Annotated in this window: 24 protein-coding genes; 11 read left to right on the top strand and 13 right to left on the bottom strand. The window is 60.9% G+C overall.

The genetic code is table 11. The annotated features are described in order from the left end of the window. Positions 1–4: 4 nt before the first annotated feature. The 6 genes from VII69_06540 to VII69_06515 form a co-directional block, all read right to left on the bottom strand. Positions 5–1,279: a hypothetical protein gene (locus VII69_06540; GenBank protein ID HEY5094751.1), complete on the bottom strand. Its 1,275-nt coding sequence runs from the start codon at positions 1,277–1,279 to the stop codon at positions 5–7. Next, complete coding sequence (locus VII69_06535; GenBank protein HEY5094750.1) at positions 1,266–1,940, bottom strand: hypothetical protein; 675 nt, start codon at positions 1,938–1,940, stop codon at positions 1,266–1,268. Before VII69_06535 ends, VII69_06540 begins: the two co-directional genes overlap by 14 nt. Continuing rightward, positions 1,918–2,355 carry a hypothetical protein gene (locus VII69_06530; GenBank protein HEY5094749.1) on the bottom strand — a complete coding sequence of 146 codons (438 nt, stop codon included), beginning with the start codon at positions 2,353–2,355 and terminating at the stop codon, positions 1,918–1,920. The genes VII69_06535 and VII69_06530 overlap by 23 nt, the downstream gene beginning before the upstream one ends. A gap of 81 nt (positions 2,356–2,436) precedes the next feature. Continuing rightward, complete coding sequence (locus VII69_06525; GenBank protein ID HEY5094748.1) at positions 2,437–3,999, bottom strand: sodium:solute symporter; 1,563 nt, start codon at positions 3,997–3,999, stop codon at positions 2,437–2,439. Continuing rightward, positions 3,996–4,211 (bottom strand): DUF3311 domain-containing protein, encoded by a 216-nt coding sequence (locus tag VII69_06520; GenBank protein ID HEY5094747.1) that lies wholly within the window; start codon positions 4,209–4,211, stop codon positions 3,996–3,998. The genes VII69_06525 and VII69_06520 overlap by 4 nt, the downstream gene beginning before the upstream one ends. A gap of 41 nt (positions 4,212–4,252) precedes the next feature. After that, entirely contained in the window at positions 4,253–5,467 is a 1,215-nt protein-coding gene (locus VII69_06515; protein HEY5094746.1) for a cation:proton antiporter, read from the bottom strand. A 211-nt stretch (positions 5,468–5,678) separates the two neighbouring features. Here VII69_06515 and VII69_06510 point away from each other — a divergent pair, with 211 nt between their 5' ends. After that, complete coding sequence (locus VII69_06510; protein HEY5094745.1) at positions 5,679–6,041, top strand: DUF202 domain-containing protein; 363 nt, start codon at positions 5,679–5,681, stop codon at positions 6,039–6,041. Here the strand turns inward: VII69_06510 and VII69_06505 are convergent. After that, positions 6,024–6,998 (bottom strand): WYL domain-containing protein, encoded by a 975-nt coding sequence (locus VII69_06505; protein ID HEY5094744.1) that lies wholly within the window; start codon positions 6,996–6,998, stop codon positions 6,024–6,026. The two genes, VII69_06510 and VII69_06505, sit on opposite strands and share 18 nt — an antisense overlap. Before the next feature lie 161 nt (positions 6,999–7,159). Here VII69_06505 and nusA point away from each other — a divergent pair, with 161 nt between their 5' ends. Then, positions 7,160–8,488: a transcription termination factor NusA gene (nusA, locus tag VII69_06500; protein ID HEY5094743.1), complete on the top strand. Its 1,329-nt coding sequence runs from the start codon at positions 7,160–7,162 to the stop codon at positions 8,486–8,488. A 16-nt stretch (positions 8,489–8,504) separates the two neighbouring features. Here the strand turns inward: nusA and VII69_06495 are convergent, their stop codons facing one another. Continuing rightward, a complete protein-coding gene (locus tag VII69_06495) occupies positions 8,505–8,909 on the bottom strand; it encodes a hypothetical protein (protein ID HEY5094742.1) in 405 nt (134 codons plus the stop codon). A gap of 299 nt (positions 8,910–9,208) precedes the next feature. Here VII69_06495 and VII69_06490 point away from each other — a divergent pair, with 299 nt between their 5' ends. Together VII69_06490 and VII69_06485 are read left to right on the top strand one after the other, a co-directional pair. After that, positions 9,209–9,769, top strand: coding sequence for a hypothetical protein (locus tag VII69_06490; protein ID HEY5094741.1), 561 nt, complete (start codon positions 9,209–9,211; stop codon positions 9,767–9,769). Between the two features lie 44 nt (positions 9,770–9,813). After that, on the top strand, positions 9,814–10,386 hold the full coding sequence (locus VII69_06485; protein HEY5094740.1) for a hypothetical protein: 573 nt from the start codon (positions 9,814–9,816) through the stop codon (positions 10,384–10,386). Positions 10,387–10,503: 117 nt separating this feature from the next. Here the strand turns inward: VII69_06485 and VII69_06480 are convergent, their stop codons facing one another. Next, the gene (locus VII69_06480; protein HEY5094739.1) at positions 10,504–12,144 is read right to left on the bottom strand and encodes a S53 family peptidase; all 1,641 of its coding nucleotides are present in this window, start codon (positions 12,142–12,144) and stop codon (positions 10,504–10,506) included. A 206-nt stretch (positions 12,145–12,350) separates the two neighbouring features. Further along, positions 12,351–13,007, bottom strand: a complete 657-nt coding sequence (gene msrA, locus VII69_06475; GenBank protein ID HEY5094738.1) for a peptide-methionine (S)-S-oxide reductase MsrA — start codon at positions 13,005–13,007, stop codon at positions 12,351–12,353. A gap of 437 nt (positions 13,008–13,444) precedes the next feature. Between msrA and infB the strand changes: the two genes are divergently transcribed. From infB to truB, 5 genes are all read left to right on the top strand, one after another. After that, on the top strand, positions 13,445–16,066 hold the full coding sequence (gene infB / locus VII69_06470) for a translation initiation factor IF-2 (protein ID HEY5094737.1): 2,622 nt from the start codon (positions 13,445–13,447) through the stop codon (positions 16,064–16,066). A 103-nt stretch (positions 16,067–16,169) separates the two neighbouring features. Continuing rightward, positions 16,170–16,697 carry a hypothetical protein gene (locus tag VII69_06465; protein ID HEY5094736.1) on the top strand — a complete coding sequence of 176 codons (528 nt, stop codon included), beginning with the start codon at positions 16,170–16,172 and terminating at the stop codon, positions 16,695–16,697. Positions 16,698–16,726: 29 nt separating this feature from the next. Beyond that, positions 16,727–17,116 (top strand): 30S ribosome-binding factor RbfA, encoded by a 390-nt coding sequence (gene rbfA / locus VII69_06460; GenBank protein ID HEY5094735.1) that lies wholly within the window; start codon positions 16,727–16,729, stop codon positions 17,114–17,116. Continuing rightward, a complete protein-coding gene (locus tag VII69_06455) occupies positions 17,106–18,110 on the top strand; it encodes a bifunctional oligoribonuclease/PAP phosphatase NrnA (protein HEY5094734.1) in 1,005 nt (334 codons plus the stop codon). The genes rbfA and VII69_06455 overlap by 11 nt, the downstream gene beginning before the upstream one ends. Continuing rightward, positions 18,097–18,978, top strand: a complete 882-nt coding sequence (truB, locus tag VII69_06450; protein HEY5094733.1) for a tRNA pseudouridine(55) synthase TruB — start codon at positions 18,097–18,099, stop codon at positions 18,976–18,978. Before VII69_06455 ends, truB begins: the two co-directional genes overlap by 14 nt. Before the next feature lie 116 nt (positions 18,979–19,094). On the opposite strand, the gene VII69_06445 is transcribed toward truB, so the two are convergent. Continuing rightward, positions 19,095–19,682 (bottom strand): GNAT family protein, encoded by a 588-nt coding sequence (locus tag VII69_06445; protein ID HEY5094732.1) that lies wholly within the window; start codon positions 19,680–19,682, stop codon positions 19,095–19,097. A 33-nt stretch (positions 19,683–19,715) separates the two neighbouring features. Beyond that, positions 19,716–20,513 (bottom strand): hypothetical protein, encoded by a 798-nt coding sequence (locus tag VII69_06440; GenBank protein ID HEY5094731.1) that lies wholly within the window; start codon positions 20,511–20,513, stop codon positions 19,716–19,718. A 166-nt stretch (positions 20,514–20,679) separates the two neighbouring features. Here VII69_06440 and ada point away from each other — a divergent pair, with 166 nt between their 5' ends. Together ada and VII69_06430 are read left to right on the top strand one after the other, a co-directional pair. Then, complete coding sequence (gene ada / locus VII69_06435; GenBank protein ID HEY5094730.1) at positions 20,680–21,750, top strand: bifunctional DNA-binding transcriptional regulator/O6-methylguanine-DNA methyltransferase Ada; 1,071 nt, start codon at positions 20,680–20,682, stop codon at positions 21,748–21,750. A gap of 185 nt (positions 21,751–21,935) precedes the next feature. After that, the gene (locus VII69_06430) at positions 21,936–23,888 is read left to right on the top strand and encodes an EAL domain-containing protein (protein HEY5094729.1); all 1,953 of its coding nucleotides are present in this window, start codon (positions 21,936–21,938) and stop codon (positions 23,886–23,888) included. On the opposite strand, the gene VII69_06425 is transcribed toward VII69_06430, so the two are convergent. Then, positions 23,856–24,095, bottom strand: coding sequence for a hypothetical protein (locus tag VII69_06425; protein ID HEY5094728.1), 240 nt, complete (start codon positions 24,093–24,095; stop codon positions 23,856–23,858). The two genes, VII69_06430 and VII69_06425, sit on opposite strands and share 33 nt — an antisense overlap. Positions 24,096–24,181 lie beyond the last annotated feature (86 nt).

Genomic DNA, 24,181 nt, shown 5'->3' with positions numbered 1-24,181 from the left:
GGCGCTAGTACTCGTTGTAGGCGGTGTACGTGAGCGTGCCTGTGGTGAGCGTTGTCTGCGCTTGAGTGGCGTCGTATGTGAAACTGGAGGCGGGGTTTCCACCAATATAGATGTTGTTGGTGGAGTCTAGTGCCCCACTAAGAGCAGATGACCCTCCGACGTAAAGCGAACCGGACCCGGCGAAGATCGTGCCGATTGGTGCGGCGCCGGCGCCAGACTCAAGGTCGACTGCGTAGGTGGTCCCACAAGCGCCTGGCTGTCCCGAATCGGGACCCATGACCAGCAGCAGCGAATTCTGCTGAGCGGCCGTCATGAACGAGCCCGACGATTGGACCGAAACCATCCCCGACACGACGACGATATTCTGACCGGTGTTGAGATTAGCGAGTGTGCCGGAGCCCGTGACGCAGAGGTTGCCGTTGATATAGACGTAGGAGCCACCGGTGAGAGTGACGGTGCCGGCGCTAAGCAGAAGATCCCCGTCGATGAACGCATTGCCGGTGACAGTGCCGCCGGAGCCCGAGCTTAGCGACGCGCCGGTGAAATGCGAACCCGCGCGTGCCAACGATTGAGCGTTCTGTGCCGCCTGTTGCAACTGCACAGCATTCGGAAATGCCACGCTGTTCGCGCCGGAATTGGTCTTGTCGCCGGTACCCGGCAGGTTGTCGGTCCCGACGGCCGAGGTGGTGCCGCTCACGGAACTTGGCAGACTGCTCACGTCGATGTCGGCGTTGGCGTTGACGTTGGCGTCCGGGGACATCGCTTGTGGATCGGCGGCGATCGTCTCCGGCGCAAGATCGTTGACCGAACCGACGGCATTAATGGCGCCGTTTGGAAGCGTGAGGGGCGGGGCGAGACTGGCGATAGCCTCGATGTAAACCTTTCGGCCACCGCCGACCGACGACTCGCCGTATAGGTACGCGGAATTCTTGGGGACGTTGATCTGGTCGCCGGTGGCGGGATCCAATACCGGCGCAGGCGAGGAGCGTTGAAGATTGTTTGAAACGATGCACCCAGTATAGACCATATTGTTGAGCGTACCGGGATAGCATGTCGGCGTAGCGTAAGGATCTTCGGCGAGGTTGTTCAGCGCGGCGTTGACGCCGCCTTCGGCGGAGTTGAGCACGCGATACTTAGCGGCTACCGCCTCAACGGCCGTTTCGGCATTGAACGCTCCGGACGCCAGCAAGAGCGCGATGATGATCAAAAGCGCCACAAGGATTATGACGATCAGCATCACGACGCCGCGCGCCGCGCCGGCCGCTCTAGTTGCGAGCATAGGTATTACCCTGCAGATTGATGCCGGTGACGTCGCCGCGGTTCACGCCGGCGACCATCTGCAATGCGATTATCCCATTGGCGGGCGTCACGCTTGACAAGAGTTGACGAACGTCGGGAGCCGCAACCGACGGCGACGCCTGCGCGATCGCGGTATTCACACAAGTCGCAGCGTCGCTCGCAGAAAATTGCGGCACACCGCCTATGATTGGAATATTGATTAACTCGAACGTACGCATCAGATCCATTCCGACGCCGGCAGCGCTCGGCGCCAGCCAGTAGACGACATAGCCTTGCCATTTGGGTTGTCCGACATTGTTCACGAACTGTGTCGTTCCGTTGTCGCCTGCGATGACAAGAGCTTGCGTGTTCATCGGCGTGGAACCCGTTTGTTGTACGCAGATCACGACCGGCGCAGTGCTGCAATTGAATACACCGTTGACATCGCCTTGGCGGGCGTCGCGCTGCACCTTATAAAGCGCCAGCGCGCCTGCGTCGACTTCGTCGACTTGCGCCTGCATCTGCGTGGGCGAACGAAGCACTGCTGGAATGACGGCTGCGATGGTGGTGAGGAGCAGGCCGAAGAGCACTGTTACCGTCAACATCTCGGCGATGGTGAAGCCGCGCGCGAGGCGCGCGCTACGAGACTTGCTGTGTCGCATACGATTGGACCTGATAAGTGCGAGTAAGGCCGGCCTCGGTCCACTGGACCGTGGAGGTGCACAATTCAAGACGCGTGTAGCCCGTAACCAAAGTACAGCCGCCTTTGATCGTGAAGTTACCCGGCGAAGCGTTCCGCACGCCGTTGCCCAGAACCGAGAAGCCGCCGTCGATTCTTATCGGCGGATTTGGCGAACCCGGGAGCGGCTTCGATTGCTCGACCGCAGAGCGAAGCGAATCCAAATACTCTTGCCCCGCCGATATCGCCTGAAGGTATTCGTCGTCGTGAGAAGTGGTGGCAAGCGAATATGGGAAAATTGCAAAGAACGCCATGAGCGCCATGGCGAAAAGAGTTATGCCGATCAAGGCCTCGACTACGCTGAAACCGCGTGTGCCGCGATGACGTCTACCGTCCATGGAGCCGCCTTCGAATGGTAAGAAAATAGGTACTGACGCCATGAGCGCCGTTATTCTCTAATAATACCCTAAATTAGTGATTCAAGTCACGGATAACTTGCGAACGACTGTTCGCGATGCTACTCCCGTGTCATCTAAATAGTCCGTCGGGCTCGTCGCATCCTGGCCCCGGCCGACGCCAAGACCATCGCATATGAAAGTGCCCACAATCGTCACGATGAGGTTGAGCGTGAGCGCGAATAGGCCGATGTACCCAGCCAGCGAGAAGCCGCCGAGGTGCAGCGTGATCGTCGGCGTGTAGCCAGTGACGATGCCCATCCACGTCGCGGTTATCATGCCGGCCAGCCAACCGACGAATAGCGCGCGCCGGTGAAGCCTGCGCGTGTAGAGGCCGATGAGGATCGTCGGCAGCGTCTGAAGGATCCACGCACCGGCGAGCAACTGAAAGTAGATGGCGAATTGTGTGGGCAGCAAGAGCACGAACAGCAGCGCGCCCGCCTTGACCGCAAGCGAGACGTAACGTGCGACGCGCGTCTCCTCCGGACCGGAGCATGCCGGTTTGATGTATTCCTTGTAGATCGATCGCGTGAAGAGATTGGCTGCCGCGATGGACATGATGGCAGCCGGGACAAGCGCGCCGATCGCGATGGCGGCGAACGACATCCCCACGAACCACTGCGGGAACATCTTCACGAACAGCAGCGGCACCGCGGCGTTCGGGCTTGCGGCGTGAACGCCGGCGGCGATCGCCATGAATCCGAACAGCGCGTTGAGGCCGAGCAAAACGCTGTAGGCCGGAATGAGAGCCATGTTCCGCTTGATGACGGTCGTGTTCTTCGCGCTCAGCACGCCGGTGATCGCGTGCGGGTACATGAACAACGCGAGGCCCGAACCGAGCGAGAGCGTGGCATACGCCGTAAAGCTTTGCGGGGGCAAGATGATCGTACCGGGCTTTGGCCGTTGTGCCAAGACCGCGCTTGCGGTTTGGAAGATGTGCGCGAAGCCGCCGAGTTTTGAGACCAGCACGATCGACGCGCCGATGATGGTGATGTAGATAAGCGCATCCTTGACGAATGCGACCATAGCCGGCGCGCGGAGGCCTCCCCGATATGTGTAGATCGCGAGAATGGCAAACGCCACGATGACCGGCAGGTCGCCTAACAGACCCTGGCCGGTGAAGCCGAGTCCGGCGATCACGACTTGCATGCCGACGAGCTGCAGCGCGATGTACGGCATGGTGGCCAAAATGCCCGTGAATGCCACCGCAAAGGCGAGGCTGCGGCTGTCGAAGCGCTCGCGCGCGAAATCGGCGTACGTGATATAGCCGCGGTGCTTCGCGACGAGCCAAAAGCGCGGCGCGAAGACGAAGACGATCGGATAGACGATCGTTGTGTAGGGCAGCGCGAAGAAGCCGAGGGCGCCGGCACCGTAGACCAACGCCGGCACAGCGATGAACGTGTAGGCGGTGTAGATATCGCCGCCGATCAAGAACCACGAGGTGAACGTGCCGAAGCCGCGGCCGGCGAGCGCCCATTCGTGGATGTCGTCGAGATTGCTCGGCCGCCAGCGTGTGGCCATGAAGCCCATCACGCTGACGAGGATGAAGAGCGCGAGGAAGACCGCGACCGCGGTCCACAGGATCACGTCTTATCCTCGCGCGTGAGCAGATAGACGGTTACGGTGACGACGCTGCTCAGCACGACCCAGATGAATTGATACCAATAGAAAAATGGAATGCCGGCGATCTCAGGGTCGGCGTGCGCGTAGAGCGGAGGCCACAAAGTCGCGACGATAGGGATCGCGAGCAGCCAATAAGCGAAGCGCCGCGGATTACGGCGCGCGGCCGGATCGTTCATACGCGCGCCGATTCTCGGCCATGTGCCGGAGTCCTGTGGGACTAGCCGGGAGGCGCCGCCTTCGAAAGTCGGACCTCGATCTCTGCCAGACCTCCGGACTCCGCTTCTTGCACTTCCTGACTCGGCGGGAAGTGACGCTGCGCGATCAGCGTAGGCACGATCGCGGTCAAGATGACGACGGTGACGAGCGTCGTGTACTGCCCCTGCGTGATGTAGCCGTGCATCAGTCCGTAGAGGCTCGAGATCGTGCCGAACGTCAGACCGGTCGCCATCATAAGCGTGAGGTAGGCGGCGTCGCTCGTCTTATAGCGCATCGCCCGGGCTGCTGGATAGACGGCAATTATTTTCGCCACGACCTTGACGAGAAAGAACGCCAAGATCGCCCAGATCGCCGTCGCCGCTTGCGTCAGCGACACGAACGTACCCGCCTTGATGAAATAAAACGGTGTTAGCAGGCTCATGGTCGTGCGCCTCAGGCCGCGCGAAAACTCGGTGTGGCTCAACAGAAAGCCGGCGCACGAAAAGCCGAGGAAGTAGGCTGGCAGAACGCCTTCGCTATTGGCCATCGTGGCGAGGCCGCTGAGCATGAAGATGATGAGGAAGAGGAAGCGGGCGCCGGGTTCGCTGACACGATCGCCAAGCCGAACGTAGAGATTCGGAACGAACCGCGGAGCGAACGCGATCACCGCGATGCTCACGCCTAGGAAGATCGCGAGCCACGCGTTGACGTTCGCGAAGAGCAGTCCGAGAGCCACTACGGTGCCGAGATCGGTGATGAAGCACGCGGCCAAAATGAGTTGGCCGAACTCCGTGCCCGCGAGTCCCGATTCGATCATGACCGCATAGACAACGGCCACCGACGTTGTGGACATCGCGATGCCCGCGATCTTTGCAGCGTTGGCGTCCCAATGCGCGAAGAAGTAAGCGTAAACCATCGCGCAAAGAAAGGGCGCGCCGAAAGACAAGAGCCCGATTGAGACGGCAGGGCGCCACTGGCGCTTGAAATTCGTAGGATTGATCTCGGCGCCCGCGAGAAACGTGAGCATGATGCTGCCGAAGCCCGCGATGAAATCGATCCAGACGTTGGATCGTAAGGCGATGAAGTTTCCCGCGAGGATGCCGAGCATGATCTCGATCAGGGCGGCCGCTATGCCGAATCGGATCGAGATGAGCGAACCGAGGAACGCCAGCGCCATCCAGATCGCGGCGATGAGCCACATGTTCTGAAGCGCGGACACGTCAAATACAGCGTGCATATGATTCTCCTGGCGCTCTAAGAGCGCGGTCAGGAGTCATCGGCTCCCACATCGGAGCAGTTTTGCATCGCTGCCGGGCGGACTCCACCGCCACGTCCGATGGGTTTCCACCGCGCTCGGCCGACGTCCTTGCAGTGTGCAGACGTCGAGTTTGCGGCCGCAGCCGCCGAGGAATACCAAAGACGGACGTCCCAATCAAGCTTCCACCATCATGAATCTGCGCGTCACCGATCATCTGGCCAACGAGCGGACGTTTCTCGCCTACGTGCGGACGTCGCTGTCGCTGATGGCGTTCGGATTTGTCATCGCAAAGTTCGCGGTGCTCGCGCACGCCATGCCGGGAACCCAGGTCAGCGTCGGACCGTGGGCAGTGATGTCCGGTCACCGTTTGGGCATCGCCTTCGCGGCGCTGGGCGTCGCGCTCGGCGCGCTGGGATCGTGGCGCTTCGTCGTGGTCGATATCGAGCTTAAACGTGACCAATACCATTCGGCGCCATGGCTTGCCATCGTCGTCGGAGCGGCAACCGTGGTCACCGGCGCGCTGGTCATCCTGAACCTATCGCGCGTGTTGTGATGCCATAGCTGCAGCGCGGCTTCGCACCTCATCTGCCACGCTCGACGGCTCTACGACCGTAGCGAGCCCGCCAAAACCCAAGACCCACGAGATCAGCTCTTCGGTCATCGTGACTTCAAACGTCATGCGCAGGGTGCCGCCGGAAAGTGTTTCGCAAGCCGTCTCAGCGGGCCAGCGCCGGGCGCGCACGTTCGCCGCGGCTCTTGCGTCGATGTCGATCGCCACTTTTTGCGGTGCGTCCCGGCCGATCATGATGCCAAAGCTGTAGCGCAGATCGTCGTCGAGCTTCCATCTACTGTCTGGATCGAACGGTTCGAGCAGTTCGACGTCTCCCATGCGGTCCAGCGCGAACAGCTTCGGGCGGTCTTCGCCTTCGACGATCGCCCAGCAGTAGATGCGCCCGTCGTGATCGTGCATCGCAAGGGGCTTCGCCCAGCGCGGGTCGGTGGCGCCGCCCGCGGTGTGGGTGTAGTCGAATTGTATGAGCCGGCTTTCGCGGATCGCCGTGTCCACGTTATCGAGCCGTTCGTAAAACGCGCGATCCGCGCGCGGCTGAGGCCGTCGCGACGAGAGCGTTGCAGCGGCTTCCGGATCTTCGATGGCGATCCGGGCATCGAGGATGTCGAGCACTTCACCGAGCGCGGCGACGTAGGGCGCGCCAAGACCCGCGATCGCGGTCCTCACCAGCGCGAGTTGCGCGCGGCTGCGCGGATCGAGCTTCGGCCGCGAGAGCGCGGCTCGTGCCGAAACGTGATAGAGTTTATCCTTGCTGTTGTATGAAAGTGGATATCCGGCTTCGCGCAATTCTGCTTTGACTCGTTTGAATGTCGCTTCCGACGAGGTGGTGAGGATCTCGTGCAATCGAGCCTTCGAGACCGCCCGCTTTTCATCGATCTCTTTGAGCAGTCTGATGAACCGCGCGGTTCTGCCGAGATGCTCTGGATTTGTCGTGCTCATCGGCAGAGGTGTTGCGGGCGGGCGCCAGGTTGCCCTGTGATCGCATTTCAGCCGAAGCCCACCCCCTTGCGCGAGACTCCCGAATATGCTAACATTTCCATAGTGTTCCTCAGAGAGGAGTGGGTTGACGCCCGCTCCTTTCAACGTTAACGAGAGACGTTATGGCAGTAAGAAAAACAGTCAAGAAGAACGCCGACGGTTCGGCGCCGGCCGGCGTCGCGACGCCGTCAGTGGCAAATCCGGAACTCATCGCCGCACTGAAAGAGCTCGAACGCGACCGCAACCTATCGGCCGAAGTGCTGATGGAAGCGCTCGAAGCCGCGCTCGTCTCGGCATACAAGCGCAACTTCGTTCGCGAAGCTGAAGCCGTCGGCAATCCGGTAGTGATCGTCGACCGGGAGAACGGCGCGTATCGCGTGTTCGCCCGGCGCACCGTCGTGGCGGAAGTCACCGATCCCGCGATCGAGATCTCGGTCGCCGACGCCGGCGGAAAAGCGGCCGGAGAGAACTTCGACGTCGAGATCACGCCGAAAGAATTCGGGCGCATCGCGGCGCAGACGGCCAAGCAGGTCATCGTGCAGCGCATCCGCGAGGCCGAACGCGACATGGTCTTCGACGAATACAACGACCGGCTCGACGAGCTGGTCGGCGGTCAAGTCTTGCGCTACGAGCAGCGCAACATGTTCGTCGACCTGGGAAAGGCCGAGGCCATCTTGCCCGTGTCCGAGCAAGTGGCCCACGAGTCGTTTCGCATCAACGAACGCGTCCGCGCGTACGTCATGGAAGTCCGCAAGACGAATCGCGGTCCGCAGATCATACTGTCGCGCATCCATCCCAATGTCGTCCGGCGCCTCTTCGAGCAAGAAATTCCCGAAGTCTCGCAGGGCATTGTCGAAGTGAAGGACGTCGCGCGCGAGCCTGGCGCCCGTTCGAAGATCTCGGTGTGGACGAATGAAGAGGACATCGACGCAGTCGGTGCGTGCCTAGGGCCGCGTTCATCTCGCGTGAACAACATCGGCGAAGAGCTGCGCGGCGAGAAGATCGACGTCATCCAATGGTCGCCCGATCCGGCCACCTACGTGGCCAATGCGTTGGCGCCCGCCAAAGTGATTTCGGTGCATCTCAACGAGCGCGAGCACTTGGCGGAGGCGGTCGTGCCCGACTATCAATTGTCGCTTGCGATCGGCAAAGAAGGTCAGAACGTCCGGCTTGCCGCGCGGCTCACCGGCTGGCGCATCGACATCCACAACGAAGAGCAGTGGGCGGAAGTCATGTCGCAGCGGGTCGACGAGGACAAGGAGCGCGAGGAACTCGCGGCCATGGCCGAAGTCGCAGCCGAGGAGAGCGGCGTGGAACTCACCGCCGAAATGCTCGCGCAAGACGAAGAGCTCATCCGCAAACTTCAGGAACTGCAGCGGATGACGCTTGGCGAAGACGAGGTAGAGGAAGAAGAGGCCACTCCCGACGCCGAGCCGGAGATCGCGGAATAACGCTACGCCTCACGGCCTAGTCGTCGTAGACCGGTCCCTCTATCAACAGGTAGGGTCTAAAGGTCACGAAATAGGTGGTCCTGTCGCCACGCTCGATTGAGGTTTGGAAGTCGGTGCCGAACCGCATTGAGCCGTGAGCTACGATCACCAGCATGTGTTGGTGGTAGTCCACCTCAAATCCGAATGGTCGAAGCACGAGTTTTTTCGAGAACGATCGTCCAAACTTGTCGGTGACCTTTATGAATGCGCTCCTGTCGACGTTGGACGGGTAGATGGTTATCGTCCGAGCGTCGAAATCCGGGAGATTGATCGTCAGCGGCGACGCATACTTTACTGGTATGATCGAGAGAACGCCGATTTTGGCGCAGTCAACACCGCGAGCCGTTTGCGGAAAGAGCACCGTGATGTCTCCGCGAGACATGGAGGCCTTATACAGCCCGGGCCAAGTGTGCGAAACACCTGGCGGTACTTCACCGAATGTTTTGATCGCCTCGGAGATCACGGGCGCGTAACACGGATCCGTGAATAGCACATACGACTCGTAGTCCCATGGCAAAAGCGGGATAGGCGAAGATAGCTGAGCCAGTGGGGGAGTTCGAACGCTCGTGCATCCGGCAACAACCAGCGCAGACGCTATTAACGCCGAAGACAACGCCAAACGAAAAAGTCTCAAGGCCTTGCTCCGTGGGAACCCTCGGCGCGCGCGTCAAATGGCATCGTATGTTTATGATATTGCAGAGTGCGGTGGTCGCGGCGGCGGTCTTGCTCGCACCAACCCCAGAACCTTCGCCCATCCCCAGCGATATGCATTCGCTTCTCGCGTATGGCAAGGGCTGGATGTTCGGCGCCCATGAGCCGGACGGCTGGACCGGCTATACTGAGCATAGCGACGAGATCGGGTCAAATGTATATTTTCTGCCGATAGGTCAAAAATTCGGCCAAGACGGAGTGATCATCCGCGTTTCGATTCTTCCCAAAGATTTCGGCGACGACGTCGGCCGCGATCTTACCACCGACATGGCGCGTTACAAGACGGCGACGCCGGACATCAAGTTCTCCGACTTCTCCGCCGAATACCCAGGCGGCACTGTTTATGCAAAGATATACGGCCTGAAACGGGCCGATGAGTATGTCTCCTACGTAAATCCTGGCCACACGATCGATTATTACTTCATCGTATCGTTGGATCCGCCGCCGAAGCAGCGTGCGTCCGACAGCGACATCGCCGCCTATCGGGCGGTGATCAAGACGCTGACGTTTTTGGGCCAACCAAAGCATTAGATCATATCGGCTAACGGCGACGTGAGCACAAAGGTCGGTACGATTTGTTGGCAAGAACTCGCACTCTTATAAGCTTCATCGTCGGTTTCTGCGCCGTCGCCGCATTGGTGCTCGGGCCGGCGAAAGCACACGATGAGCTTGCGGCATGGGCACAGTCGGCACAAGAAATTGCGGGCCCATCCGACCGCCAAAGGCAGCCGATGGTGATCGAAGATCACTTTACCGAAAGACTTGCGTTTAACGGGATGAAAGCGGACACCGCCTGTTCTGGGTCAAGGTGGATATACGATTACGCTCACCACATTGCGGCGGGCTTCGACGGCGGGCCGGAAATGATTCTCTATATTGGCACTCCGCCTGTGAAGTTACCGAGCCGTGATCTTTCACACGTGTCGACCGTTCGTGGCCTTCGCCTTGGCGACACTCCCAAGCAAGTTGTCGCGGCCTTGAAAGTGCCACTCTCTGATATCACCCGGCCGACGGATCGCCGTCAATTCCTAAACCTTGCTAAGTCCGTGGTTCATGCAGGAGATACTCACGGCTACTTCGATTTCTCAACGATTGTTTTTCATGATGGTCATGTGGTCTCAATTTGGCTCGCGCATAACGAAGATTGAAATCGCGGGCAAGCGGTGCTTGCCCTAGTACAGTTGCCTCCTACTACGGATAAGGAAAGGAAAAAAATAGGGCAAGCGATGCTTGCCCTAGTACGGTTGCCCCTGGGTGCTTTTTGTTTACTCGACGCCGGCGAATTTGAAGCCCTTGATCGAGCCGATCCCGGTCGCGTTGTCGTAGCCTGGTTTGCCGTTGAAATTGCCGTTTGAGCCGGTGGTGATGTCGTGGAACACCGTGTAGCCGTTGGCGGCAAAAGCCTTGTAGATCTTCTTGTTGACCCAGCCAAAGCGCTTGCCGTCTTTCTGATTGATCGTCACTTGCAGCGCGCAATAGGTGGGCGACGACCACGACGTTCCTCCGATGGGTCCTTCGAATGAACCGCCGAAGAAGAACGAGAAGCCGGTGTTTGGATCTGCGGGGAAGGCGATGTCGGGCACGTTTCGATTCGTGCTGGAAGCAAGTCCGGACACGCCTTTTTGGTAACTCGGAATGGGCACGAACGCCGATACGCCGCCGCCCGAACCGTTCCAAACGCTTTCGGATTGGTATTTGGCATGCGAGTTCACGAAAAGCGACGTGCCTCCGACCGAGACGAAATGCGGTTCAACTCCAGGTGCGAGTTGATCGTTCGGGTTGCCGCATTCTGAGGATCCGCCGTCGCCAGATGATGCGCTAAACGTGATGCCTTTGGCTGCGCCCTGCGTGGCGATATGATTTGCGGACTTCGCGTACGGTTGGTCGTCGGTCTCGCAAACGCCAAAGCTGGAGTTCACGATATCGACCTTGTTGTCGGAGACGATCGCGTTGTAGGCGTCCTCTCCCGGTTGGTCGACCGGGTTTTCAAGGATGTAAAGGTACACGTCGGCTCCGGGCGCCAGCGAACCCATGGTCTCCACATCCAGCGTCGCCTCGATGACAGCCGGATCGCCGGAGCTCCATTGCCCGTTGCCCTCGATGATCTTGCGGTGGATCGTTCCCGTGCGCGTCTCACCGAAGAAACTCACAAACCCTTTGATGTCCGAATTCTTCACAGTGCCCGCGACGTTGGCAACCGCATGTCCGGTGCCATCGAATCCGTGCTGCACCGGAAAGTCGAAACCGGTCGCGAGTGCAACAGGGCCGAACCCACCGTCGGGTCCGTGCAGCATGCCGCCGACGTTGTCGGGCGTGACCGGCTGCCGGCGGCCGCGGAGATACTGATAGCGCGCCTTGTTGATGTTGTCGAAGCCTGAGATCGCGACGAGCTCATTCTGCAACTCGGCGGGCATGATGGCGGGCCGCGCGTTGGCGTAGCGCAAGCCGTAGCCCGATTGGTACACGGAGTGGATCTCGGTGTCGAAGTAGCTATCGACAGCCTTTGCAGGACCGGCGACATCGAGCACCGTCCGGTTGTCGTACGTGCCGACGACCCGGAATCCGGCGCGCTGAAGCTGTTGCGCGAGTCGCGTGTAGTCGGACTGCGACGGCGCGAAGTAGGCGTTGAACTGCTGGTTGTTGAGGAAGTGTCCGTAATATCCGGACGACGGATCCGCTTGGGCCTCGACGAGCTGTGAGAGCTCGCCTTCGTGGCGATAATGCAGCGTCAGCGCGAGCTTGACCGTTTGCGTTTGCTTCGCAGCACCAAGATCGCGCACATCGGCGCGCGTGGGTACGCCGGCCGCGACGTTAGACTGCATCGATTGCGCGTTCGCGCTCTGCGGCGCGACGGCTAGGACGAGCGCGGCGGCGGCAGGCACGACGAACTGAGTGAATCTGGCCATGGTTCCTCCGTTGCAAGCATGGGATACAACCAAGTGTACGCCGGAGGCGCGGATATTGACAAGGCCCAATTCGCTCGATGCAGCTCCTCTATAATCTCAGCGCATCCGCGATATTAATGCGAAAAAATAGGGTAAGCGGAGTCGACGCAAAAAAACGGGGCAAGCGCCGCTTGCCCTAGTACGGTTGCCCTCCTACGATGCGCGAGTTATTGCTTGACCATATCCGGGAATTTGTGTTTGAGTGCGACGAGCTTCGGCAGATCGTTGATCACGACGTACGGGTAGTAGGAGTTTCGATCGACGAAATGTTGATGGTAATCTTCGGCGGGATAGAAAGCGTGTAACGGCGCGACCAGCGTGACGATCTTATCGCTAAACGTCTTCTGATCTGTGAGCGATTTGATGTACGATTCTGCGGCGTTCTTTTGCGCGGTGGTCGTATAGTAGATCTCCGAGCGGTACTGCGTGCCGTCATCGGGGCCTTGCCGATCCAGTTCCGTCGGATCGTGCGCGACGAGAAAATACACCGCGAGCAATTGGTTGAACGAGACTTGTTTCGGATCGAACGTCACTTCGACGGATTCTGCATGACCGGTCGTGCCGGTGCTCACCATATCGTAATGGGCCGTCGCCGCGTCGCCGCCCGAGTATCCCGCCACGACATTTGAGACGCCCTTCAGCTTTTCAAATACCGCCTCCATGCCCCAGAAACAACCTCCTGCAAGGACGACCGTCTCTCCGGAACCCGGCTGCGCGGGTTTCGCGGTCGACGTGTCGGCAAGACTCATGCAGCCAGTGATCAGGACGAGCTGGGCGACGATGAGGCCGGCGAAAAGCGTGCGGACGGGGTGCGTGAAGTGCATTGGATTCCTTCTTATACAAGATGTCGGTATCGGTCTAGTTGCTAGTTGGTATACGCATGGAAGTGCGCGATGGATGCGCAGGCCGTCCCAGGTCGGCCGCACCCCCGTGGCGAATAATCAGGACAGGTGCCGAATTCCGCTCCCCAGGGCCCTTCCCCGCACGTGCCGTTCCGACAGTGCGTCGGTTGCCGCGCCCGGTTTCCAAAGAAGTCGTTGGTACGCTTCGTCCACCTGTCAGAAGGCGGATGGCGGGCTGACCCTGCCGCGCGGGCGCCGGGGCGTGGGGCATATTTATGTTCTGCGGCCTGTCGGGATAAGGTAAGGAAGAACAAGAGATTTCGGGGTTTGGCCGAAGTCAAGGATGCCGACCAACTTGGGGCGTCGCACGACGATGTCGCGTCTAATCGGAAGAATGAGGAAATAGTCTAGTTTTGGCAATGGTACGCGTTCACGAGCTCGCGAAAGAGCTCAACTTGTCGAGCAAAGACACGATCACCCTGCTGAGCAAAGTGGGGATTCGAGCGTCCACGCACATGAGCGTGATCGACGAGCATCGGGCCCGCATCGTCCGCGGTGTGCTGGTCGGCGATCTCGCGCAGACCGCGAAGACGCACAAGCCGGCGGTCAAAAAATCCGTTGCCGCAAATGGGGCCGCGGTCGAGCAAGCGCGGCCGTTGCCGGATGTGAAGGCTGCCGAATCCGCAGTCGTCGAGCCAGTCCGGCCATTGCCGAAGATCGATATTCCGGCCGTCGAGCCGAAGACCGAGACCGCAGCTGTCGAGCAAGCGCGCCCGGCGCCGGCCGCGAGCGAAGCCGTTCATGCGCCGGTGCCGCGATTGCGCGCCGTCGCCACCACCGCGCCGAAACGACAGGCTACCGTTCGTCCGGCGCATCATCCGAAAATTATTCCGGCGGCTTCTGCCGATCCCACCGCGCCGATTCCGACCGTGCCAAAACTACCCATCACCGCTCCGATTCAGCAGCGGCCGGGCGCCGGCGCCGTGCGAACCGGCGGCGTCGGATTTCAGCCGCGGCCCGGCGGTCCGGGCATGCAAGGCCGTCCGATGCCCGGCCGGCCTGCGAATGGACCCGGCGTTGCGGGGCGGCCTATGCCGGGTCGACCCGGTACCCCCGGCGTGCAGCAACCCGGTGCGCCCAGCAGCGGTCCGCAACCCGGCGGCCGCAAGAAGACGCGCGAGGAATTGGAGCGCGATCGCAAAGAGCGTCAGCGCGAAGAGCTTCTCAAGAAATCGCAGCCGAGGCACAAGTCGGCGCCTGGGCCCATGGTCGAGCCCACGGTCCTCAAAGATCTCGAGATCCCCGACCTTCTCACAGTGCAGCAGCTCGCTTCGGCGATGAGCGTTCCCGCGGGTCAAGTCATCGGCCAACTCATCAAGATGGGCACGATGGCCACCATCAATCAGCACGTGCCGTCCGACGTCGCCGCGCAAGTCGCACGACGCTTTGGCTTCAACGCGCTCGTCAAAGAAGCCGACGAAGAGACCGTCGAGATCCTCACCGAAGCCGATCCGCCGGGTTCGCTCACCACGCGTCCGCCGGTCGTCACGGTGCTCGGTCACGTGGACCACGGAAAGACGTCGCTGCTCGATGCGATCCGCTCCACCAAAGTCGCAGCGGGCGAAGCCGGCGGCATCACGCAGCGCATCGGTGCCTATACGGTGGAGACGAACGACCGCAAAGTCACGTTCATCGACACGCCGGGCCACGAAGCGTTCACCGAAATGCGCGCGCGCGGCGCGAAGGTGACCGACGTCGCGATTCTCGTGGTGGCGGCGGACGACGGCGTCATGCCGCAGACGATCGAAGCCATGAACCACGCGAAAGCGGCCGGCGTGCCGATCGTGGTCGCGGTCAACAAAATCGACAAGCCCAACGCGAACGTCGACCGCGTGAAGCAGCAGCTCTCCGAACTCGGCCTGACACCCGAAGATTGGGGCGGCAACACGCAGTTCATTCCGGTGTCGGCGAAACTGAAGACCGGCATCGACGAACTGCTCGAAATGGTGTTGCTCAATGCCGACCTGCAAGAACTGAAGGCCAATAAGAATCGTCGCGCGTCCGGCGTCATCATCGAAGCGCAATTGGATAAGACGCGCGGCCCGGTGGCCACCGTGCTTGTGAAAAACGGCACATTGCGCGTGGGCGACATCGCAGTGGTCGGCGCGACGTTTGGTAGGGTTCGTGCGCTTTTCGACGACGCGGGTACGGCCATCAAGCGCGCCGGTCCGTCGATCGCGGCGGAGATCATGGGTTTGTCAGACGTGCCGGCTGCGGGCGACGTGCTTGAAGTCGTTTCCGACGAGCGCGATGCGCGCGAGCTGGCGGCCAAGCGGTCGCAGCGCAAGCGCGAGCAGCGCATGGCCACGGCGCGGCGCCCGGTCACTCTCGACGGCTTCTTGGCGCAAGCCAAAGAGGGCGGCGTCAGGGACCTCAACCTCATCATCAAGGCCGATGCCCAAGGCTCGGTCGAGGCCTTGCGTTCGCAGCTAGACGGGCTCACCAACGAAGAAGTGCGCACGCGCGTTATCCATACGGGCGTCGGCGGCATCAACGAATCGGACGTCATGTTGGCAAGCGCGTCGAGCGCGATCATCATCGGCTTCAACATCCGGCCCGACGCCACCATCGCGCGCAAGGCCGAACAAGAGGGCGTCGACGTCCGCTTGTACGAGGTCATCTACAACGTCATCGATGAAGTCAAGGCTGCGATGACGGGCATGCTCAAGCCGCAAGAGCGGGAAGTGGTGCTCGGTCAAGTGGAAGTGCGCAAGATATTCAAGGTCAGCAAAGTCGGCACGATCGCCGGCGCGTACGTGAAAGACGGCAAGGTCACGCGCGACTCGCGCGTGCGCGTCCTTCGCGACAGCGTCGTCATCTACGACGGCAAGCTGGGTTCGCTCAAACGCTTCAAGGATGACGCGCGCGAAGTGGCCGCCGGATACGAGTGCGGCCTCTCGGTGGAGAACTTCAACGACTTGAAAGAGGGCGACGTGATCGAGGCCTATATGATGGAGCAGTTCGCCGCGGTCGGCGCGTGATTTCATTCAGGCTTGGATTCGAACCGGCGAACCTTTCGGGTTCGCCGGTCGACTAAAATCGACCGCCTCAAAAGCGATGTCGACCGCTACCCGGAAAGAACTGATGGACCGCGACGTCGTCGAGCAAGCACACGAGATCTACTTCAACGTCATCATCGCAAACGGCGGCGCGGATGGACCGTGGTCGGCCGAACAGCGCATTGAGTTGCGGCGCGCGCTGTCCATGCTCGAACCGCTCGATGCGAGCGGCGAGCTCGGACCCGAAGGCGTGCAGTTGATGGCGTCGCTCTGCCTTGAGCTCGGCAACGACGAGCGCGAGGAACATCTCTTGCGCGCCGGCTTGGATCGCTTTCCTACGGCCGCGGGCCTGCATTCGGATCTTGCGGCCGCCTACGCGAATCTGAACCGCTGGCCGCAGTCGGTGTCGCATTTCGCAGCCGCCGTGCTGCTCGGCATCGACGATCCCGACGAACAGTGGGCGATCGCGGCGTCGCAGTTCATCGACGCGCTCAACGAGTGCGGCGATGCCGAGCGCGCGACGGCGGTGAGGACTTGGGCGCTGGCGGCCTGCGCCGATGAGAAGGGCCGAGCTTGGTTGATTGAGGAGGACGCCGACGCCGATGCACCTTGACATCGAACACGCGTGCGGTGAAAAACCAGATGCCTGAACGGACCGGCGCGAAGAGCCAACGGCTGGAGCGGGTCGAGCACGAAGTCGTGCGCGAGTTGAGCGAACTCATCCACGAATCGTTGAAGGATCCGCGCGTCGGCTTCGTCACGATCGTGAAGTGCGAAGTGAGCCCCGACTTGCGAACGGCTAAGGTCTTCGCAAGTCCGATGGGTGACCGCCGGCAATCGGCGGCCACGATCACCGGTTTGCAGTCGGCCGCCGGATTCCTCAGCGTCGAATTGGGAAAACGGCTGCGCATGCGGCGCACGCCCACTTTGACATTCATCCGCGACGAATCGATTGCGCGCGGTGTGCGGATGGCGAACATGTTGGACGAGGTACAGCGAAAGGATGAGCGGCGAGAGCATAATGAAGCCTAACGGATCGAGCGACGTGCCGGAGGGCGCGAAAGGCGCGCTGGAATGCTTGCGAAGCAAGCGCCAGTTCGTCATGTGCGCGCACGAAAAGCCCGACGGCGATGTGCTTGGCAGCGGGTTTGCCCTTGGCATCGCGCTCAAGAGTCTCGGCAAGGACGTCGTCTACTTCCTCGACGACGACGTGCCGAACAATCTGCGCTTCTTACCCGAATCCGATCTCCCGCAGCGCACGTTCGAGGGCGTTGCGGACGACGCCATCTTCGTGTTCATGGATATGAGCGATCAGTGGCGCGCCGGCAAGGCGCTCGAATGGGTGCCGCGCGACCGCATCATCAATCTCGACCACCACCTTGGCAATCAGCGCTTCGGACGTTGGAATTACGTCATGGAATCCGAGGCGGCCACAGGCAGCATCGTCCTCGGATTGGTCGTCGCTCTCGGCGTTTCGGTCACGCCCGACATCGCCACGTGTCTGCTCACGGCGCTCATTTCCGACACCGGCTGTTTCATGTACTCCAACGCCGATCCTCACACGGTCCGGCTTTGTGCCTCACTTATGGAGGCCGGCGCCGACAAAGACCGCATCAACGAACAGCTCTATCAAACGCGCACGTTCTCCGGCCAAAAAGTGCTCGGGCGCGCGCTGGACACAGCCATGCTCACCGATGACGGCATCTGCTACTCGGTGGTCACGCGGGCCATGTTGGCGGAATTCGGCGCCGCGTACGAAGATCTCGAAGACGTGGTCGGCGCGCTGCGTGCAGTGGACAAGTGCGAGGTCTCGGCGCTGCTCAAAGAAGCGCCCGACGGCACGTTTCGCGTGAGCATGCGATCGAGGGGAGGCGTCAATGTCATGGCGGCCGCGGCATTGCTCGGCGGCGGCGGCCACTTTCGCGCGGCGGGCGCAACCGTCGCGGGTCCGCTCGACGCCGCACTCGCCGCCTTGCTCGCCGCCATTCGCGTTGAAATGGCAGCCGAGGCTCGTGCCGGGCACTAGCGTCCCCTTCGGGTTTATCAACGCCAACAAGCCAGCGGGTATCACGTCCACAGCGTTTGGTTCTCGCGTGCGCCGCGCCTTGGGTCGCATCCCTCTCGGACATTGGGGAACGTTGGATCCCGACGCCAAAGGCGTGCTCGTTCTCGCGGTAGGTCATGCCACAAAGCTGTTGCCGCTCTTAGGCGATGGCCGCAAGAAATACGAATTCGACCTCGTCTTGGGAGCCGCTACCGACACCGCCGACGCATCGGGCGCGGTGACTCATTCAAGCGCACTTCCCGCCGGTTGGCGCGACGCATTTCCGGAAACGATCGCTGGCCTCGTCGGTCCTCTATCACAAGTCCCGCCCATGTATTCCGCGGTCAAAGTCGGCGGTCAACCTTTGTACAAGAGCGCGCGCCGTGGAGAAGAAGTGGCGCGGCCGGCGCGCACCGTCGAGATATATTCGTTACGTGTCCTCGAGTACGGCCATTCGGGAGCGCGACTCGCCGTAGAATGCAGCGCCGGCACCTACATCCGCACCTTGTGCGAAGAGATCGGCAGCCTGCTCGGCATCCCAGCTCACATGGACTCGCTTGTCCGGACTGCTGCAGGGCCATTCGTGCTTGCCGATGCGTGCGCGCAAGAAGCGCTGCTCGCCGATCCGTTTTCCTATCTCATCGACCCACTCGAAGTCTTGACGCAACCTCGTATCTCGTTGAATCCGGACGACGCGCATCAGTTCGGTCACGGAAACGTGGTGATTGTTGCGGACGAATCGGTGGCCGGCGACGTGCTCGTCACCTCAAACGGACGCATTTCGGGCACGGCAGTCGCAACCGCCCAGTCCACTGGTACGCGACTGCAACCAGCGCGCGTTTTCACGTAGCGCGCCCTGTAATCTAGGTCCGGAGTCCCGACATCGCTTGCCCCATTTTTTTCCTCCGTAGAGGGTGAGCATTGCTCACCCATGGGCAAGCGATGCTTGCCCTAGTACGGCTTGCCCTAGTACGAGCCGAGAAGGGCCTGCAATTTCGCTTTCACCGCCGGCCATTCGGCGTCGATGATCGAGAAATAGACCGAGTTCCGGATGCGCCCCGTCGAAGTGATCATGTGATTTCGAAACGTGCCCTCTTCGGTGGCGCCGATTCGCAGAATTGCGGCGCGCGACCGGTCGTTGAGAGCGTCGGTTTTCAATTCAACGCGGATCGCTCCCAAGACTTCGAAGGCATGGGTGAGGAGCAGCAACTTGGCTTCGGTATTCACCGCAGTCCGCTGATGCGCCGGCGTAAGCCATGTCCATCCGATTTCGAGCCGGTGGTGAACCGGATCTATATTGGCGTAACGAGTGCTGCCGGCCACATGCCCGGTGGCTTGATCGATGAGAACAAAAGGGACCGACACGCCGCGCCGCATCTCGTCCAAAGCCGTCATGACGTACGCCCGCATGTCGTCTGCGGACGCCATCGGCGTCGGGCTCAAGCGCCAAAGCTCCGGTTCCAAGCCGATGCGTGTCAGCGGATCTACGTGATCCACGCTCAAGGGCTCGAGCCGGACCGCGCGGCCGCGCAGCGTCGTCGGTTGTGCCTTCATCAGTTCCACTGGCAATGGGGTTCGCGCCGGCAGCTACGGCGTGGCCGTCGTTAGATCGGAGTCGGACACTCGCTCAAAGGTCAGGTCGATCGTCTGCTGCGTTTGACCGTCGGCGAAAGTGTCGGTGCGCTTCACGCGGAGCTTGCCCGAAATCGGCACCGAGGTCGACGGGTCGAAGACGATCGCGCCGTCGATCGACTCGTTTCCGAGCGCACTGATCGACGTCAGTTTGCGAATCGTAACGGAACCTGCGCCGACGGACGTCACCGTGTACCCGGTCGTCACCACGGATTTGTCGTACGTGCTGACGACGGTCCAATGGGAGCCGTTTGCGAGCGCGCCGGCCGGCGCGAAGCGCGTTGCGAAGAATGGTAGCAGCTCGATCGTCACCGGATCGATCGTGGCCGGCGGGAATTTCACCGTGCCATCGGGCGCAACGATACCGGTGAACCGCTGTGGCAGCGGCAGAGTTCTCCACCGCTCCGATATCTGGACGCCGAGAACGCCATCGTCGAGTTTGGCCATCACGTCGACGGTGACTACTCCGTTCTTTGCTCCCACGATCGTCGAAGACGGAGCAAACGCGTCCTCGCCGCCGCCGTACGATTCGGTGATGTCGTCGACATACTCGGATGTGGTCACCTTGTACACCACTTCTCGTAGCGGCGTGGTCGATAGAGCGGCGGGGGCGGCCGCCGGGGTAGGCGATGCGGCTACCACGACCGCTGCGATGATCACGGCGATCACTTGCTGCTCCGAACCGCAATGGGCAGACAGCACTCGCTCGAAGGCGCGCGCCGACCTGTCGTTTCGCGTGGCTGCAAAAGCCACCTTTCGGCTAAAATCGACGACGCGTGCGACAATTCGCTCGCCCGAGCCGAGATTCGAGCGCAACAATGCGATAGAAACGCCGCGACGTAAAGGCTACGATGAGGGTGACCCGCGTTTATGGGAGTGCGCCTGGCGGGTTTTGCAGAAGAACATTCGGGAGGAAGATTTGTTAGACGAAAAGCGCCGCTGGGATGCGGTCATACGCAGAGACCCAAGCCAAGATGGGGAGTTCTACTTCGGCGTCTCCACGACGGGGGTGTATTGCCGCCCATCGTGTCCGTCACGCCATCCGAGCCGCAAAAACGTCCGCTTCTTCAGTTCGGCCGGGGACGCGGAAAAGGCCGGCTTTCGCGCATGTCGTCGTTGTAAGCCGCAAGCCGCCATAGCCGTTGATGCGACTTCAAATCGAATCCGGGAGGTCTGCGACTATATCGAAGCGCAGGGCGGCGCCTCGCTCAACTTAAGTGAGCTTGCAAAGCGCGCGAACCTGAGCCCGTTTCATTTCCAACGCCGGTTCAAAGCGATCGTCGGCGTTTCTCCCAAGCAATACGCGAACGCTATCCGGCTACGCAACCTCCGCGCGCATCTGAAGAGCGCGAAGGACGTCACCACGGCGGTCTACGACGCCGGGTACGGATCTTCGAGCCGCGTCTACGAGCAAGCGGACACGCGCCTAGGCATGACGCCGCGTCAATACCGCTCGGGCGGACGAGATGTGAAGATCACGTACGCGACGATCCACTCCCCGGTGGGTCTCATGATGGTCGGCGCCACAGATCGCGGGCTGTGCTTCGTGCAATTCGGCGCCACCGCTGCCGAGCTTCTCCAGATGCTTCAGCGCGAATATCCCCAGGCCGAGATCGGACCGATGCGAGAGCCGCGACATCCCGAATTTGAGAAGTGGGTCGACGCGCTCAATCGGCACCTATCGGGCGGCCAGCCTCTCACCGATCTGCCGCTGGACATTCTCCATACCGCGTTCCAGATGCGGGTATGGAATTATCTTCAAACGATTCCTTACGGCGAGGTGCGCTCGTACGGCGAGGTCGCGGCGGGGATCGCCGAGCCGGGCGCGGCCCGAGCGGTCGCGCGCGCCTGCGCCAGCAACGTCGTCGCAATCGCAATCCCATGCCACCGGGTGATTCGAAGCACGGGCGAACTCGGAGGCTACAAGTGGGGATTGGATAGGAAGCGGACCCTCATAGACATGGAGCGGTCGGCGCTAAAATCCCGCTGAACGGCACTTGATACCGCTAAGGCGCTGAGCGTACGTAGGAATGCCGGCGCCTTTGCTGTGGCCGCGGCCAGAACGACCTGCCTGAACAAATGAGACGGCAGGCTGCGGCTTGACCTATGGAAGGCCGGGGCTGAGACGCTGGATGGCCGATACATATTATGGAGCACATGTAAGGAAGAAGACATTTGACTAAGCGATCTTCGGAGCTGACCATCGACGACTGCCGCGAACTCGTCATCCTTCGGACGAGAGCAGCGAAACTCTACGTCGTCTTGCTGTGGCTTCATTTGCCGGTGATTCTCGTCATGGCTGCGCTAAACGGCCTCGACTGGCGACCGCAATTGATCCTACTCACGGTCATCTTGATCCCGCCGACGATCTTTGCGATCACAAAGCCCTCCGGCCTCGCCACCCGAAATCTCATCGCGGTCGCGCTCACCGCCATGCCAATTTTCTTCGTCTTCGATAACACCGGCCGGCTTCAAATAGACTACCACATGTACTTCTTCGTGGTATTCGCGATGCTCATCGCATTCTGCGATTGGCGTCCGATCGCCATCTCCGCCGCGCTGACATCGATCCATCACCTTCTATTCAATTACATCGCTCCAAGCCGCGTGTTCCCGACCGAGGGCGGCTTGGGCCGCGTCGCGCTGCACGCGATCATGGTCGGCGTCGAATGCGGGGTGCTCATCTGGGCGGTGTCGCAACTGCGTAAGCTGTTCATGAGCGTGGAGCGCACGCAAGAATTGGCCGCCGCGAACATCGAGCTCGAAGCATCGAGGCGGAGAACCGAGCAGACGACGACGGCGAGGATCGAGGGGCTGGAACGCGTCGCGCTCACGGACAGCCTAACGCAGCTCGGCAACCACCGCGCATTCTCGGACGACTTCGCGAGAGAAGTCGCCCGCGCTCACCGGCATGGCCACCCGCTGACGCTCGCCCTCATAGATATTGACGGCTTCAAGATTCTCAATGACAAACACGGACACAAGCACGGTGACGATTGTCTCACCCGCTTGGCGCGCCTGTTCCGAACGCTGCGGCGAGAAGATCGCGCGTACCGCGTCGGAGGCGATGAATTCGCGATCATCTTCGTCGACACGGGTGGAGACATCGCACGGGCAGCGCTCGAGCGGCTTCGAGTCGAGGCGCAAAGCAGCATGCTCGGCGCCACCATAAGCGTGGGCTACGTGGCTCTTGACGCCGCGCACCTGGCGACCGAACCATACGAGCTCGCCGATGCCGCGCTCTACGAGGCGAAGAAACGCGGGCGAAACAACGTCGTTTGCTTCGATGAAATCGATGCGCCCGCGCGGGTCAATTCCACGCGTAAGGCGGCGACGTTCAAACGATTCATCGATGAGGGTTTGCTCGACGTCGCCTTCCAACCGATTTGGGATATCGCGACTTGTCGTCCGTTCGGATTTGAGGCGCTGACGCGTCCGCACATCGAACTCGGCTTGAACGGGCCTGCCGAGCTATTCGAGTCGGCCGAATCTTTGAACATGCTTCCGGAACTCGACCGGTGCTGCATACAAAAGGCATTTGCCTCAAGCGCGAACTTGCCGCCGGGCTCCACGGTCTTCGTGCACATCACGCCGAAATCGCTCGCGCATCCCGAATTCAGCGCGCACGAATTCGTCGGCATGGGCCGCTCGGCGGGTTTGCAGCCGCAACAGATCGTCATCGAGATCGCAAAACCCGGGGCATTGAATGCCGCTCTGCTCGCCGCGCGTGCGGCAGCCCTAAACGCACTTGGCGTCAGGCTCGCGCTGGACAACGTTTCGGACAAGTCAGGACTCGAAATCCTGAGCACAATGACGTTCGCCTACGTGAAAATCGACTATTCGCTTATGAAAAAGGCGCTCACCGATGAGGCAGCGCGAAGCATGATAGCGGAAATCGTGGCGATCGCGCAGAGCGCGAACAGCTACGTCATCGCCGAAGGTGTCGAAAACGCTGAAATTCTCGAGTTCGCCTGCCGGACAGGGGCGCAGATCGGCGGCATATCCAAGGGAATACGCGGCGTTCAAGGATATCTGCTCGGGCGGCCGAGCATCGGGTGCTTTGATGCGGCGGATCTGCACACGTGGGGCAAATACCTATCCGCGCACTTCATCAAGATGGCGGTCTAGCCGCGCTTCCGCGGCGACATCGATCCGCACAGCGAGCAGCCGCCGAAGTGCGTACAAAAGGACCCGGCGATCGTTTTCGGCGAGAAGCTTGAGCGCGGCGGTCAAACCCCCGCGGCCGTGGCGGTCGTAATTCCGGCTATAGATCTTCGTGAATACCCGGCCGATGGCTTGGACGTCGGCATCGAGTTCCTGATGCGCATTAGACATATCGCTGCAAGCATAAGGCCGTCGCCTGGGACAATCGTGTGGCTTCGATGAGAACGTTCTCATCGAACCCACGTATGTCTCTAAGG

Source organism: Candidatus Eremiobacteraceae bacterium (assembly GCA_036511855.1).
Taxonomy (GTDB): Bacteria; Vulcanimicrobiota; Vulcanimicrobiia; order Eremiobacterales; family Eremiobacteraceae; genus JABCYQ01.
Note: the sequence above shows the minus strand (reverse complement) of the source record. Positions and strands in the feature narration are given on the sequence as shown.

Excerpts from the sequence above, each read along its gene's own strand:
- VII69_06540 (HEY5094751.1), bottom strand. The coding sequence starts at position 1,279 with ATGCTCGCAACTAGAGCGGCCGGCGCGGCGCGCGGCGTCGTGATGCTG.
- VII69_06535 (HEY5094750.1), bottom strand. The coding sequence starts at position 1,940 with ATGCGACACAGCAAGTCTCGTAGCGCGCGCCTCGCGCGCGGCTTCACC.
- VII69_06530 (HEY5094749.1), bottom strand. The coding sequence starts at position 2,355 with ATGGACGGTAGACGTCATCGCGGCACACGCGGTTTCAGCGTAGTCGAG.
- VII69_06520 (HEY5094747.1), bottom strand. The coding sequence starts at position 4,211 with ATGAACGATCCGGCCGCGCGCCGTAATCCGCGGCGCTTCGCTTATTGG.
- VII69_06515 (HEY5094746.1), bottom strand. The coding sequence starts at position 5,467 with ATGCACGCTGTATTTGACGTGTCCGCGCTTCAGAACATGTGGCTCATC.
- VII69_06510 (HEY5094745.1), top strand. The coding sequence starts at position 5,679 with ATGAATCTGCGCGTCACCGATCATCTGGCCAACGAGCGGACGTTTCTC.
- VII69_06505 (HEY5094744.1), bottom strand. The coding sequence starts at position 6,998 with ATGAGCACGACAAATCCAGAGCATCTCGGCAGAACCGCGCGGTTCATC.
- nusA (HEY5094743.1), top strand. The coding sequence starts at position 7,160 with ATGGCAGTAAGAAAAACAGTCAAGAAGAACGCCGACGGTTCGGCGCCG.
- VII69_06495 (HEY5094742.1), bottom strand. The coding sequence starts at position 8,909 with ATGTCTCGCGGAGACATCACGGTGCTCTTTCCGCAAACGGCTCGCGGT.
- VII69_06490 (HEY5094741.1), top strand. The coding sequence starts at position 9,209 with ATGTTTATGATATTGCAGAGTGCGGTGGTCGCGGCGGCGGTCTTGCTC.
- VII69_06480 (HEY5094739.1), bottom strand. The coding sequence starts at position 12,144 with ATGGCCAGATTCACTCAGTTCGTCGTGCCTGCCGCCGCCGCGCTCGTC.
- msrA (HEY5094738.1), bottom strand. The coding sequence starts at position 13,007 with ATGCACTTCACGCACCCCGTCCGCACGCTTTTCGCCGGCCTCATCGTC.
- infB (HEY5094737.1), top strand. The coding sequence starts at position 13,445 with ATGGTACGCGTTCACGAGCTCGCGAAAGAGCTCAACTTGTCGAGCAAA.
- VII69_06465 (HEY5094736.1), top strand. The coding sequence starts at position 16,170 with ATGGACCGCGACGTCGTCGAGCAAGCACACGAGATCTACTTCAACGTC.
- rbfA (HEY5094735.1), top strand. The coding sequence starts at position 16,727 with ATGCCTGAACGGACCGGCGCGAAGAGCCAACGGCTGGAGCGGGTCGAG.
- VII69_06455 (HEY5094734.1), top strand. The coding sequence starts at position 17,106 with ATGAAGCCTAACGGATCGAGCGACGTGCCGGAGGGCGCGAAAGGCGCG.
- VII69_06445 (HEY5094732.1), bottom strand. The coding sequence starts at position 19,682 with ATGAAGGCACAACCGACGACGCTGCGCGGCCGCGCGGTCCGGCTCGAG.
- VII69_06425 (HEY5094728.1), bottom strand. The coding sequence starts at position 24,095 with ATGTCTAATGCGCATCAGGAACTCGATGCCGACGTCCAAGCCATCGGC.